Source organism: Saccharothrix ecbatanensis (assembly GCF_014205015.1).
GTDB classification, from domain to species: Bacteria; Actinomycetota; Actinomycetes; order Mycobacteriales; family Pseudonocardiaceae; genus Actinosynnema; species Actinosynnema ecbatanense.
Window position 1 is genome coordinate 1,246,439 of sequence record NZ_JACHMO010000001.1, and the last position, 13,425, is coordinate 1,259,863.

13 protein-coding genes are annotated in these 13,425 nt (G+C 70.1%); 2 read left to right on the top strand and 11 right to left on the bottom strand.

What is annotated here, in order from left to right; translation table 11 throughout:
* The first annotated feature begins 151 nt into the window (after positions 1–151).
* Complete coding sequence (locus F4560_RS05655; RefSeq protein ID WP_184917170.1) at positions 152–1,114, top strand: NAD(P)-dependent alcohol dehydrogenase; 963 nt, start codon at positions 152–154, stop codon at positions 1,112–1,114.
* Between the two features lie 63 nt (positions 1,115–1,177).
* Here the strand turns inward: F4560_RS05655 and F4560_RS05660 are convergent, their stop codons facing one another.
* From F4560_RS05660 to F4560_RS05685, 6 genes are all read right to left on the bottom strand, one after another.
* A complete protein-coding gene (locus F4560_RS05660) occupies positions 1,178–1,987 on the bottom strand; it encodes a transglutaminase domain-containing protein (RefSeq protein ID WP_221483353.1) in 810 nt (269 codons plus the stop codon).
* A gap of 102 nt (positions 1,988–2,089) precedes the next feature.
* Positions 2,090–3,502: a pectate lyase family protein gene (locus tag F4560_RS44180; RefSeq protein ID WP_184917173.1), complete on the bottom strand. Its 1,413-nt coding sequence runs from the start codon at positions 3,500–3,502 to the stop codon at positions 2,090–2,092.
* Between the two features lie 466 nt (positions 3,503–3,968).
* Positions 3,969–4,271 (bottom strand): DUF1416 domain-containing protein, encoded by a 303-nt coding sequence (locus F4560_RS05670; protein ID WP_184917176.1) that lies wholly within the window; start codon positions 4,269–4,271, stop codon positions 3,969–3,971.
* Between the two features lie 2 nt (positions 4,272–4,273).
* Positions 4,274–5,119: a sulfurtransferase gene (locus F4560_RS05675; protein WP_184917179.1), complete on the bottom strand. Its 846-nt coding sequence runs from the start codon at positions 5,117–5,119 to the stop codon at positions 4,274–4,276.
* 91 nt (positions 5,120–5,210) lie between these two features.
* Positions 5,211–6,155 (bottom strand): LysR family transcriptional regulator, encoded by a 945-nt coding sequence (locus tag F4560_RS05680; RefSeq protein ID WP_184917181.1) that lies wholly within the window; start codon positions 6,153–6,155, stop codon positions 5,211–5,213.
* Between the two features lie 212 nt (positions 6,156–6,367).
* On the bottom strand, positions 6,368–6,907 hold the full coding sequence (locus F4560_RS05685; RefSeq protein WP_184917184.1) for a carboxymuconolactone decarboxylase family protein: 540 nt from the start codon (positions 6,905–6,907) through the stop codon (positions 6,368–6,370).
* A gap of 125 nt (positions 6,908–7,032) precedes the next feature.
* Here F4560_RS05685 and F4560_RS05690 point away from each other — a divergent pair, with 125 nt between their 5' ends.
* Positions 7,033–7,656, top strand: coding sequence for a CGNR zinc finger domain-containing protein (locus F4560_RS05690; RefSeq protein WP_184917187.1), 624 nt, complete (start codon positions 7,033–7,035; stop codon positions 7,654–7,656).
* Here F4560_RS05690 and F4560_RS05695 read toward each other — a convergent pair.
* From F4560_RS05695 to F4560_RS05715, 5 genes are read right to left on the bottom strand one after another with little or no spacing between them, the layout of a single operon-like run.
* Positions 7,611–9,263, bottom strand: coding sequence for an AMP-binding protein (locus tag F4560_RS05695; protein WP_221483354.1), 1,653 nt, complete (start codon positions 9,261–9,263; stop codon positions 7,611–7,613). The two genes, F4560_RS05690 and F4560_RS05695, sit on opposite strands and share 46 nt — an antisense overlap.
* 40 nt (positions 9,264–9,303) lie before the next feature.
* A complete protein-coding gene (locus F4560_RS05700) occupies positions 9,304–11,214 on the bottom strand; it encodes an FAD/NAD(P)-binding protein (protein ID WP_184917193.1) in 1,911 nt (636 codons plus the stop codon).
* An 11-nt stretch (positions 11,215–11,225) separates the two neighbouring features.
* Positions 11,226–12,485: a methylaspartate mutase gene (locus F4560_RS05705; protein ID WP_184917196.1), complete on the bottom strand. Its 1,260-nt coding sequence runs from the start codon at positions 12,483–12,485 to the stop codon at positions 11,226–11,228.
* A complete protein-coding gene (locus F4560_RS05710; protein ID WP_312868543.1) occupies positions 12,482–12,940 on the bottom strand; it encodes a cobalamin B12-binding domain-containing protein in 459 nt (152 codons plus the stop codon). The genes F4560_RS05705 and F4560_RS05710 overlap by 4 nt, the downstream gene beginning before the upstream one ends.
* A complete protein-coding gene (locus F4560_RS05715) occupies positions 12,937–13,314 on the bottom strand; it encodes a cupin domain-containing protein (protein ID WP_246478144.1) in 378 nt (125 codons plus the stop codon). The genes F4560_RS05710 and F4560_RS05715 overlap by 4 nt, the downstream gene beginning before the upstream one ends.
* Positions 13,315–13,425: the final 111 nt, after the last annotated feature.

Here is a 13,425-nt window from a genome sequence, read left to right on the forward strand (position 1 = left end):
TAGCGGGCCGGGTGACGGCGACCGATTAACGCCCGCACGCCCCCGTCTGGAGTAAAAGATTATTGACATGATGTCTGCTGAGCTTTACAGTCGGCGATGTCAAACTTGCTTTACATTGCGGACGTTTCCAGTGCCCGGACGGGGAGAGATCATGAAGGCGATCGTGTACGACAGGTACGGCCCGGCCGACGTGTTGCGGCTCGCCGACATCGACAAGCCGGAGCCTGGCGACGACGAGGTGCTCGTGCGGGTCCACGCGGCCGGGGTGGACTACGGGGTGTGGCACGTCATGACCGGGCTGCCGCTCTTGGTCCGTGCGGCCTTGGGCTTGCGCAGACCCAGGAACCCCGTGCTGGGGCGGGATGTCGCGGGGACGGTCGAGGCGCTCGGCGCCAACGTGACGACGTTCCGGGTCGGTGACGAGGTGTTCGGCACGTGCGGCGGCTCGTTCGCCGAGTACGCGTGCGTGCCGGTGGCGAGATGCGTGCCGAAGCCGTCGAACCTGACGCTCGAACAGGCGGCTGCCGTCCCGGTCTCGGGCCTCACCGCGCTGCACAGCCTGCGTGACGCCGTGCGGACCGGCGACAAGGTCCTGGTCATCGGCGCGGGCGGCGGGGTGGGCACGTTCGCGGTGCAGCTGGCGAAGGCGTACGGCGCCTCGGTGACCGGCGTGTGCAGCACCGGCAAGGTCGACCTGGTCCGTTCGATCGGCGCGGACGACGTTGTCGACTACACCAAGGCGGATTTCGCCGACGGGACGCGGCACTGGGACCTGATCCTCGACACCGGCGGGATGCGACGGCTGTCCCACCTGCGCCGCGCCCTCACCCCACGTGGCCGGCTGATCCTCGTGGGCGGCGAGGGAGGCGGCCGGTGGCTCGGCGGAATGGACCGCGCTCTCCGGGCGATCCTGTTGTCCCCCTTCGTGAGCCAGCGCCTGGGCGGCGTGCTCTCCGTGGAGCGCGGCGAGGACATCGAGGAACTGCGCACGCTCGTCGAGGCCGGCAAGCTGACCCCGGTAATCGACCGCACGTTCCCTCTCGCCGACACCGCCCAAGCCATCCGCTACCTGGCGGAAGGCCGCGCTCGGGGCAAGATCGTCATCACCATCTGAGAACGCTTGCGGTGCGGCCACCGAGATCTCCTGCTGCTCGGTTGGTCGACGGCGCGGAGCTTCTCAACGATGGGTGACGGCCGGCGGTGTCCAGCGGCTCAGGAAGGGGTCTCCCAGGGCGGTGAGTGGGCTGCAGAGGGTCTGGCCGTGAAGGGTGAACAGGTCGTCGCGTGAGGCGAACCGGCCGAGGTCGGTGAGCACGGTCGCGGACAAGTCGCAGGCCGACGGCATCCCCGGCGAGCAGGTCTGGCCGTCCCAGTCCACCGCGGTTCGCGCTACGGCGTCGAACAGCGTCTCACCGCCCGCGTTGCTGAACCCGGACCCGCCGGAGGACTCCATCTCCGACAACGTCCCGAACAGTTCGCTGACCTGGACCCACTCCTGCTCCACCCGGAACTCCGGCCACGCCAGGAGAACCCGTGCCGGCACGAGGAACGGCACCTGGGGGAACCGCGGATACCAGAACCGCCCGTCGACAACGAGCCCCCGTACGCGCGTCGCGATCCCGTGAGTGCGCGCGAGACCTTCGAGAACCGCCATCCGCTGGCTGCACGACCCCCGCCCCCGACTGAGAGTGCGCGAAATCGGCTGCACGTCGTTCACCGCGTACACCGGTCGTACCGTGCTCGCGACGAGCTGGTGCGCCTCCTTCAACGCGGTGACGGGGTCGCTGTGCCAGAGCGGTGTGATCTGCTCTGCCATCGAACGGACCAGCGGGTGGTCCCAGTCGAGAATCGGTGTCGGGTCGACGCCGCCGTCCACCGCCTCGGAGTCCTCCCCGGGCAGATGCCGACGCCACCAGGGAGTGACAAGTAAACAGGTCATCTTGTCACTGTCCTCCGCCCTTGGGACACGGGCAACGACAGTTGACATACGCCTCAATCGTGCAGTCGCGCTGAGAGTCGTCCAGAACGATGCCGAGACGGCGGCTACCGGGCCGGTGTGGCTCGGTAGCCGCCGTGCGAAGCGCTGCTGTTAGCAGCTGCCGTTCGACTCCTTCATGCCGGTGTTGGCGCCTGCGGTCTGGGCGACGATGGTCGGGACGCAGGAGGCCTGGTCGAGCGTGAAGCTGTAGGGGATGTTGACGGTGGTGGTGGACTTGACGTCCGGTCCGGCGGGCTTGTTCTCGCTGCCGGGGGCGGACCAGGTGACGTTGTCGAAGATGTTGCCGCTGACCTGCCAGTAGCCGGCCATGTCGGTGTAGAACGTGCCGAGGACGTCGCGGGAGTTCTTGAAGTAGTTGTTGTCGACCTTGGCCTTGGCGCCGGCCCGGGAGTTGATGCCGGACTCGTTGAGGCTCACGTAGTGGTTGTTGTACATGTGGCCGACGCCGCCGCGCAGCAGGGGCGCCCGGGAGTCGATGTTCTCGTACAGGTTGTGGTGGTAGGTGACGAACCCGTTGGAGAGGTCGCTCTCGCTGGACCCGACCAGCCCGCCGCGGCCGGAGTTGCGCAGGGTGCTGTAGGACAGGGTCACGTACTGGGTGTTGTTCTTCATGTCGAACAGGCCGTCGTAGCCTTCGGACTCGCCGCCCGACGCGAGCAGGGTGGTGTGGTCGACCCAGACGTTGCGGACGTTGCTCTCCATGCCGATGGCGTCACCGCCGTTGGAGGTGGGAGAACCGGACTTCTTGACGTTCCGGACCGTCACGTTCCGGATGATGATGTTGCTGGACTCGCGGATGTGGATGCCCAGCTGGTCGAAGACCGCTCCGCTGCCGACGCCGATGATCGTGACGTTGCTGATCTGCTTGAGTTCGATCACGCCCGAGGCGGTCGAGCAGCTGCCGCCCGACACCTGACTGGTGTTGCCGTGGTTGATCGTGCCCTCGACCTCGATGATGATCGGGGTGGAGCGGCTGGCCCGGCCGCACAGGGCCGCGTGGATCTGCGTTCCCGTGGTGGCCCGGACCTTCGCACCGCCCTGGCCGCCGGTGGTCCCGCCGTTCTGGGTCGCGAAGCCGGTCGCGGCACCCGTGGGCGGCGGGTTCGACGTCGTGGTGGTCGAGGTCGTGGTCGACGTCGAAGTGGACGTCGAAGTCGAAGTCGAGGTCGACGTGGAAGTCGACGTTGAGGTGTCGGTGGGCGAACCGGTGCACGCCACGCCGTTGAGCTTGAAGGAGGTCGGGACGGGGTTGGAGCCGGTCCAGGACCCGTTGAAGCCCGGCGTCACCGACGCGCCCGTGCCCAGCGAGCCGTTGTAGCTCGCGTTGCGCACCCGCACCGCGCTGCCTGACTGGGTGAACTCACCGCCCCAGAGCTGCGTGACCTGCTGACCCGCGGCGAAGTTCCACTCCAGGGTCCAACCCGACACCGCGTCACCCAGGTTGGTCACCGTGACGTTGGCGCCGAACCCGCCCTGCCACTGGCTCGTCACGGTGTAGTCCACCCGGCACCCGACCGCCGCATTGGCATTGGTGCCGGCCGCCATTACCAAGCCCCCGGTCAAAGCCGCCACCGACACGGCCGCGGCAATACCTGCGGTCCGACTTCTCGCGCGGTTACCAATGCGCAGACTCATGCGTCGCCTCCTTGCGAACAGCACACCTGGACAGCGGTCCTCCAACGACACCGACCGCTGCCGACTGTGGCGGAATCAGCGGCGGTCACCAGGTCCTGGGAACGCTCCCAGGGAGCATTGCGCAAGTTTGCGGAGCGGGCAACAATATTCACGGTGGTGAACCATCACGTTAGACGCGTGAAGTGAGAATTTCTCGGTACCACCGGTTCGATTCACGGACGTGAACAAAACGGGAACGCCGGGAGCGACACGGCCATTTCGTTTGGCGGAGAACAAGGACGGGGCGGCGGCACGCGGTGCGCGGTGGGTTCGCGTGCCGCCGCCCCGTCCTCGGTCAGTTCAGCGACACCTCGACGTCGTGCACGCCCGGACCGAGCGCGACGACGTCCGACTGCCCGCTGACGTTGCGGTAGAGCGCGCGCACGGTCCACTTGCCCGGCGCGGCGAAGAACCGGAAGTCGCCCTCCGCGGACGACACGACCTCGGCCGTGAACTCACCGGACGCGTCGAGCAGGCGCACGAACGCGCCACCGACCGGAGCTCCCTCGGTGAGCACCTTGCCGCTCACCACCACCGCGTTGGACCCGACTTCGACGTGGGCGCCCTGTGGGGGCGCGCCGCAACCGTCCAGGCTCATGATCAGGCCTCCTTGCCGCTGCCGAGCTCGACCGGCACGCCGACCAGCGAGCCGTACTCGGTCCAGGAACCGTCGTAGTTCTTCACGTCGTCGTGGCCGAGCAGCTCGTGCAGCGCGAACCACGTGTGCGACGAGCGCTCGCCGATGCGGCAGTAGGCGATCGTCTTGCGCGAGCCGTCGAACCCGGCCTCGCCGTAGATCTCGGCCAGCTCCTCGTCCGACTTGAACGTGCCGTCCTCGTTGGCCGCCTTGCTCCACGGCACGTTGATCGCGCTGGGGATGTGGCCGCCGCGCTGCGCCTGCTCCTGCGGCAGGTGCGCGGGGGCCAGCAGCTTGCCGGAGAACTCGTCGGGGGACCGCACGTCGACCAGGTTCTTGTTGCCGATCGCGTCGACGACCTCGTCGCGGAACGCGCGGATCGCGAGGTTCTGCTCCTGTGCGGTGTAGCTGGTCGCGTCGCGCTCGACCGGCTCCTTGTCCAGCGGACGCCCGTCCAGTTCCCACTTCTTGCGGCCGCCGTCGAGCAGCTTCACGCTGTCGTGGCCGTACAGCTTGAAGTACCAGTACGCGTACGCGGCGAACCAGTTGTTGTTGCCGCCGTACAGGATGACGTTGTCGTCGTTGGCGATGCCCTTGGCGGACAGCAGCTTCTCGAAGCCCGCGCGGTCCACGAAGTCGCGGCGCACAGGGTCCTGCAATTCGGTCTTCCAGTCGATCCTCACCGCGCCCGGGATGTGGCCCCCGTCGTAGGCGGAGGTGTCCTCGTCCACCTCCACGAACACCACGCCGGGCGTGGCGAGGTTCTCCTCGGCCCAAGCGGCCGAGACCAGGACGTCTTCACGGCTCATCGAAGCTGCTCCATTGTTGTTGTCCAGCGCTGCGTTTCGTGCAGCGCTGCCTTGACCTGCAGCGCTGTGTTCATGCGGGTGCGTGTCGCCGTCAGCCGGCGGTGGCCAGCGCGCAGGTGGGCGCGACGGTCGCCAGCTCGGCGACCGGGTCGGAGAGGACCTCGACGGCGTGACGCACCACTGCCGTGAGGGTGGGGGAGTTCGTCATCTCGGCACGCCAGATCGCGCGGGCGTGCACGTGCGCGCTGGGGAAGTGCGACACGATGGACAGCTCACCGCGGTCGATCTTCTCCTTGACCGCGACGTACGGCACGAACGCGACGTTCGTGGTGTCGCGCAGGTTGTCCACGGCGCTCGCGATGGAGCCGACCTCCAGGCTCGGCAGCGGCCGGCCGAAGCGGCGGCGGAACTCGCGCGCCATCACCTGCTGTGCCACGCACTCGGGGTCGTCCACCAGCACCACGTCGTCCACCCGGACCCCGGTCTTGGTGGTGGACACGGCGACGAAGTCCACCGCGCACAGGGTTCGCCAGTGCAGCGGGCCGTCGCGGAACTGGTCGTCGCCGCAGTCCTCGGTCAGCACGAAGCCGAGGTCGACCTCGCCCGCGCGCACCGTCTTCTCGATGTCGGAAGGGCGCAGGGTGCGGGTGCTCAGTCGCAACTCCGGGTAGACCTGGTGGCACTTGCGCAGCAACGGACCGAGGTAGTAGCTGGTCAGGACCGCGGGACCACCGATGGCGACCCGGCCGCGGACCGGTTCGGACGAGCCGACGGACCGCACCATGTCGTCGATGACCTCGAACAGGCGCGACGCGTGGCCGATGACCGACTCGCCCTCGTCCGTGAGCCGGACGCCCTGCGAGTGGCGGTGGAACAAGCGAACGCCCAGCCTGCGTTCGAGGGTGCGGATGTGCACCGTGACGCTGGACTGGGCGTAGCCGAGGCGGCTGGCCGCCTTGGTGAGGTTGCCGGTTCGCGCGACTTCCAGGAACGTCCGTAATTGGTGGATCGACAAGTCGTACCAGTTAGCGCTCACGAGTCTTCCCCCCAGGCACACTAATGCTATTCGCTCGTCACGAGTATTAGCTAGCAGAAGCATGGCTGTTACATCCGACTGCGACAAGCGCCCAAACCGCCGTAACCCGTACCGGCCGAAAGGGGCTTCGGCTTGCCGTAAGGCGCCCAAATCCGCGCGCGAGGGACCGCCGAGCGTGTGCGCACACGCTCGGCCGGCCACCCCGTGTCGGCTCAGCTCAGCGGCTGCGCCTCGGGGAAGTCGATCGGCGTCTCCGAGACCTTGTTGACGAAGTTGGTCAACACGTTCAGCGCGGTGTAGGCGACCAGTTCCAGCACCTCGCCGTCGGTGAAGCCGGCCGCGCGGACCTTCGCCAGCTCCTCGTCCGACACGGTGCCGCGGGTCTCCAGGAGGCGGAGTGCGAACGCGATCGCGGCAGCCTGCTTCGGGTCGGACGAGGTGCCGCGGCGGGCGGCGGTGATCTCGTCCTCGCTCAGGCCGGCCTTGGCGCCCAACGTGGTGTGCGCCGACAGGCAGAGGGTGCAGCTGTTGGCCTCGCCGACGGCCAGGGCCACCCGCTCACCGGTCAGCCGCCCGACCGAGCTGTTGGCCAGCGCGCCGTTGAGCCCGAGGTACCCCTTGAGGACGGCGGGGGAGTTGGCCATGACCTGGGTCATGTTGATCACGCGCCCAAGCCGGTCCTTGATCGCGGTGAACATCTCCGCCACTTCGCCCTGGGCCGAGTCCGGCTCGACCAGCGGGATGCGAGACATTCAGGCTCCTCATGGTTAGAGAGTCTTGTAAGTGTTAGTAGCAACATGATTGTCGAGTGGTTGGACACATGCCGTCAAGGCCCTGCTAGCGTTAATTAAGGCGGTCGGAGGATGGGAGTCACGCCGTGGACACTCAACTGGCGCTCACCCTGGTGAACACGGTTCGGGTCATCCGGCGGACCCGCGGCCGGGTGCGGGACGTCCTGCGCAGCCCGGAAGGCCTGCGCGACTGGCTCGACCAGGTCCACGAGCGCTGGCCGATGTTCCCGACCGACGCGGTCCCCGCCGACACCGCCACCGCCGACCGGCTGGTCGAGGTCCGCCAGGCGTTGCGCGCGTTGTTCGCCCACGCCGTCGCCCCGGACCCGCCCAGCGCCCCGGACGCGCACGAGCTGCCCGACCTGGACGTCGCGCTCGCGACGGTGAACCAGGTGCTGCGCGAGGCCGAGGTGACGCCGCACCTCGTCTGGCCCGGCGACGGCGAACCCGACCTGCACTGGTCCGTGCCGGTCGACCTGGACGAACGGTCGCGCGCGATCGCCTCGCTGACGTGGGTCGCGACCCGGTTCCTGGCCGGCCCGGCACGCGAACAGCTGCGTGCCTGCCCTGCGCCGCTGTGCGTGCTGTATTTCGTCAAGGAGCATCACCGCCAGCAGTGGTGTTCCTCGGCGTGTGGCAACCGTGCGCGCGTGAGCCGCTACTACTACGGGCGGCGCGAGAGCGACACCGTCGAGGAACCCGTCTCGTAGACCACGCGGGCATCGGCGGCACGCAGCCGCGCCCGCTGGATCTTGCCGGACGCCGTGCGCGGCAGGACGTCCACGAACTCGATCTGCGCCACCGCCTTCTCGGGCGGCAGTTCCAGCGCCATGTGGTCGAACACGCCCGTCGCCACGTCGGCGTCGGGCGTCGCCGAGGGCTTGCGCACCAGGAACGCCTTGGGCACCCACATGCCGATCGGGTGCGGCACCGGCACCACGGCCGCGTCCACCACCTCGGGGTGCAGGCACAGCACGCGTTCCAGCTCGTGCGGCGAGATCCGGTGGTCGAACGACTTGAACACGTCGTCCACCCGGCCGAGGCAGGTGATCGTCCCGTCGGCGTGCCGCACGCCGAGGTCGCCGGTGCGGTAGTGGCCCTCGCCGGTCGGGATGCCCGCCGGCCGGTTCGCCAGGTCCACGCTGATCTCGCCCTCGTCGCCGGGCACGCCGTCCGGTCCGAGCAGGACGATGTCGTAGCCGGGCAGGGGGCGTCCGAGCACGCCGGGCCGGGCGCGGTCGCCGGGCGTGGTGCCGATCATGCCGGTGGCCTCGGTCTGCCCGTAGCCGTCGCGCAGCGCGATGCCCCAGCGGTCCCGGATCGCGTGGAACAGGTCCGGGTTCAGGGGCTCGCCCGCCGTGGTGGCCTCGCGCAGCGCGGCGGGCCGGTCGCCCAGGCCGTGCCGGATCAGACCGCGCCACACCGTCGGCGGCGCGCAGACCGACGTGGCGCGGTGCGCGTGCAGGGCGTCCAGCACCGCGGCGGGTTCCGGTGTCGGCACGGCGAGGACGGTCGCCTCCGCCGTCCACGGCACGAACAGCGAACTCCACGGGTGCTTGGCCCAGCCCGGCGACGCCACGTTCAGGTGCACGTCACCCGGCCGCACGCCGTTCCAGTACAGGCTGCTGAGGTGGCCGACGGGGTAGCTGGCGTGGGTGTGCCGGATCAGCTTGGGCTGCGACGTGGTGCCCGAGGTGAAGTAGAGGAACAGCGGGTCGTCGCGGTGGGTCGGACCGTCCGGCGCGAACTCTGTCGGCGCGAACTCCGCCGGCGCGTCCGCCGAGTCCGGATAGGACGTCCAGCCCGCATAGGACGTCCAGCCCGCGACCTCGTCGATCGACACCCGGATGCCGGGCACCCGGACGTCCGCGAACCGCTCGACCAGCCCCGCCTCGGCGACCACGTGCCGCACGCCCGCGCGGGCGAACCGGTCGGCGATCTCGGAGGGCGTCGCGGTGGGGTAGGTCGGCGTCAGGACCGCGCCCAGCTTCATCGCGGCCAGCGTCACCTCCCACAGCTCGGGCCGCGTGCCGCACATCAGCAGCACCACGTCGCCGCGCCGCACGCCGAGGTCGCGCAACCGGCAGGCGACCTGACTCGACCGGCGGGACAGTTCCGCGTAGGTGAGCGCGCCGAGGCCCACCACGCGCAGCGCCTCGCGGCCGTTGTCACGGGCCACCACGTCGAACCAGTCCAACGCCCAGTTGAACTCGGGCGCGCGGGGCCAGCGGAACTCCGCCCGTGCCCGGTCCAGGTCCCCGCGGTGGGTCAGCAGCACGTCCCGGGCCGCGCGGAACTCATCGGTCGCGTCGCTCATCTGCAACCTCCTGGGTCATCTGTGCGCTGAATCAAGCGGGTCACCTGGGCGCGAGCACGGGGAAGGGGATGAGCAGTCGTTCGGCGATGGCGTCGGCGTCGCGCAAGAACAGCGTGCGCATGCCGGGCCGGCTGCTGCCGACCTGCGTGAACCAGCGCGTGTGCTCGGTGGGCAGGCCGAGCGCGTGCGCGCCGGGCACCTCCTCGCCGTGCCGGTCCAGCAACGCGAACGGCGCCGGGGTGACGTCGACCCCGCCGGTCTCGAACACCTCGCCCGTCACCGGGTCGCGCTCCACGAACTGCGTCACCAGGCCGCGCGCGACCAGGTCCTCGTACAGCTGCGAGGTGTCCCGACGCAGGTCCGGCTGGGGGATGCGGGCGTCGACCAGCGCCGCCACCTCGGTCCGCGAGTCGGTGACGTCGACCGAGGACACCACGAACGTGTCACGTGCCGGGTCGCACTCGTAGCGGACCTGCGGACCGACCACGGTCACCACGCCCACCTCGATCAACGCGAGCAGCTGCTCCACCCGCTCCACCGGCGGCCCCGCGGACAGCAGCGCGTTCATCGGCACGTACCAGCCGAGGAAGTCGTCCCGGTGCGAACGGACGGTCAGGCCGCCGAAGTCCACCGCCACGCGGATGGTGTTGCGGATGTCGCGCAGCACGTCGAGCGCCGCCTTGACGGGACCGTCGACGTTGCCGCGCCTGGCCTCGTCGATGTCCTTGGCCATCAGGTCGAGCAGCGTCGCCCGGAACGCGGCGGGGTGCGTGAACCGCTCGCCCCCGAACGGCCGCGCGAGCCGTTCCAGGTCCAGCCCGGCGTCCGGGGCCAGGCCGTGCTCGGCCATGAGCGCGGCCTTCGGTCCACCGTGGCGCAGGACGCGGGCGTGCCGGTCGGCGAACCGGGCGGCGACCGCGTCACCCTGCCGGGAACGCACCAGGGTGGTGAGGTAGACGTGGTCCACCTCCTTCTGGATCAGCGGCATGATCTGGCCGGTGAAGTCCAGTCCGGCCGCGCCGGCCCGCGCCTTCGCCTCGCGCACCGCGTCCGTGGTGAACACGACCGGCTGGTGCACGTGATCGGGTCGCTTCTGGTTCGCGCCGCGCGCCAGGATCGGCATCCCGCTGCGCGACCCGGCGAAGATCAGCGGTTCACGACCGCTCGCCACGTACCGCATGGCGCCGGCGACGTCCCGCCGGAACACCCCGCCACGCCCCACCGTCAGCGACAGCAGGATGTCGTAGAACCCGAGGCCCATGCCGATCACGCCGACGGGTGTGCCGGGCGCGATGAGGTCGAGCGGCAGGTCCGCGGCGGAATCCCCGCTCAGGTACGTCAATCCCGGCCGGGTGGCGGCGAAGTCGGCCAGCGCCAGCTCGGACGCACCGGGTCGGGACACCGGGTGACCGGTGGCCAGCACCACCCGGTCGACCACCAGCGGCTCGGAGCGGTCCGACAACGTCAGCGCGAACCCGCCGTCGGGCAGCGGCGCCATCGTGGTGACGCGCGCGGTGACCGGTCGCACGACCATGCCGTCGGGCAGGTGGTCGACCACGCTGCGGTACACGTGCCGCAGGTAGTGCCCGTAGACGACGCGCGGCGCGTAGCCGTCCGGGCCGATCGACGCCTGCTCCGGGTCGGGGGAGCGGGCCAGCCACTGCGCCACGCTGGGTCCGGCGCCCGCGCGGTCCGGTCCGCCGTCGGGCTCGCCGGAGTACATGGTCACCTGGCCCGCGACCGTGTTCATGGTGAACCACGGCTGCTGGTCGGTGCGCCAGATCCGGCCGCAGCCCACTTGGACGGCGTCGATCGCGAACACCTCCGGCCCCGATCCGTGGTGGTCGTCGGCGCGGAGGGCGAGGCGTTCGAGCACCGAGATGCCACGGGGGCCCATGCCGATGATGGCGATCCTGGGCCCGTGCGACACCGGGTCGTCGGCTGAGGACACGATCACTCCCGTCAGTCGGTCAGGTGCGGGCGTGCGGGCGTGCGGGCGAGCACGTTGTCGTAGCGGTGCTCGACGTGCGTGAGCATCGCCAGCAGGGAACGGGCGGTGAGCGCTTCGGGCGGCAGGGCGCGGGTCAGGCCCTTGATCGGCATCGAGCCGATCGACACCCACCGCAACCGGCCACGCTCGTCCAGCGCGGCACGCGTCCGGCCCGCGTTGTCCGGGTGCAGGCAGTACGGGACGTCGAGCCAGCCGCGCTGGAACGCCAGTTCCAGCGTGCGGCCGAGGTCGTCGTCCAGGCCGAGCACGGCCTCCACGAGGGCCCGCGCCTCCGCGAGCACCCCGGTCTGCGCGGGCCGCAGCTCTTCGGTCGGTGGCCGCACGGCGTCGAGGGCGTGGCGCAGCGCGGCGACGTTCTCCGCGGGCGTCGGGATGCGGTGCGCCTCGACCTCCGTCTTGACGATCACCCGCTCCGCGCCCGAGCGGACCGCCAGCTCGACGCTGTCGCGCAGCAGCGTGGTCGCGCCCGTCGTGCTGCGCGGGTACACGCCCATGTAGGTGTAGAGCACTACGTGCCACCGCACGTCCGGCAGCAGTTCGCCGGCCAGGGTGCGCAACGCCGCGATGGCCTCCAGGTCTTGTGCCGCGTTGGTCTGCTGCGCGTAGCTGAGCGACACGCTCCGCAGGCCGTGCGCGCGGAAGAACAACGCTTCCAGCACGGACAACGCCACGAGGAGGCCGGGCGGGCACAGCTGGCCGAGCATGCACCCGCCGAACGTCTCCAGGTGCGCGTCCGGGCTGTGCCCTCCCATCAGCTCGCAGGTGCGCCGCCACTCCCGCACCGAATCGCGCAGCGGGGTCCGGCTGTAGGGCAGGCAGTAGGACACGGGCCCGCCCTCGGTGGCGTCGAGCCCGGCGTCCAGCAGGGTGCGCACGATGTCGTACGGCGCGGGGCTGCCGTGCCGCACTTGGACCGGGAAGTCCGCCGCCACAACGCCTTCGAGCATCCGGCGGGTGACGTCCGCACCGTGCACGACGAGGGGGAACCCGTTGAGCGGCGCCCCGTCACGCAGGGCTCGTCGTGCGGCGTCGTGCACGCCCACTCTGGTGTAGCTGTCCAGGGTGATCGTGCCGACGGTGCGTCCCGGCACGGCGCGCACCGCCAGCAGCCCTTCCCGCATCCGCGCGGGTTCGGCGAAGCCCATGCGGGGCTGCACCACCAGCTTGCCCCGGGCCGCCGCGTCGGCGACGAACGCGGAGAACGACGTCACGACGTGGTCCTGCCGCTGGGCAAAGCCGGTCGGCGCAACCCTTCGACGTAGCCGACCAGCCGCTGCGGATCGCTGTCCTCCACCACCATGTCGAACCCGGCGGCGATCAGCGCGTGCCGCGACTCCGCCCCGCCGCCCACACCGAGCTTGCCGCCGATGACCAGCCGCAGGTCGGCCGTGTCCGGGTCGGCGCGCAGCAGGCGGGCCAGCCGCACACCGTCCAGGTGGCCGTGACCGTTCACGGTGCTGATCACGACGAGGTCAGGGCGGTGGTCGCGGCAGTGCTCCAGGAGCAGTTCCTCGGGCACGCACGCGCCGAGGTTCGTCACCAGGCACCCGTGTTCCTCCAGCAGCAGTTGGAGGAACACGAGGTTCCAGGTGTGCGCGTCGGAGAACACGCTCGACAGCACGACCCGGACCGGTCGGACGGCGAGCGCGGTCGGGGCGTTGCTCACCGGGCGTCGTTGGGCCGGGCCTCGGCGGGCCTGGTCCGGATGGCCAGCACGGTGCACCCGGCGGCGCTGGACATCTGGTGCTTGCTGCCGGGGCCCTCGACCACGAGCGCGCCCTTCTTGAACGAGTGGCCGTCGCTGTGGTCGAGCGAGCCGTCGAGGACGAGCATCAGCTCCCAGCCGAGGTGCTCGTGGAAGTCGCCGTGCGCCCCCGGGGGGAAGCGCAGCAGCAGGCCGACGGACACGTCGCCGGTCTCGGGGTTCGGCGCCCACAGCACGTGGTGCTCGACGCCTTCGCGGCCGGGCTCGACCCACTTGGTCCACTCGATGTCGGTCAGGTCGAAGCCGTTCCGAATTACGTCCTCGATGATTTTCATGTCAGACACGGGCGCGCTCCCAGTAAATAGGCTCCGCTGCGGTTCGATCGATGCGCCACGATGGTGAAGTGTTGCGGCGTAAAGGTTCCAGCGGTTTCACGCTAGCCGGCG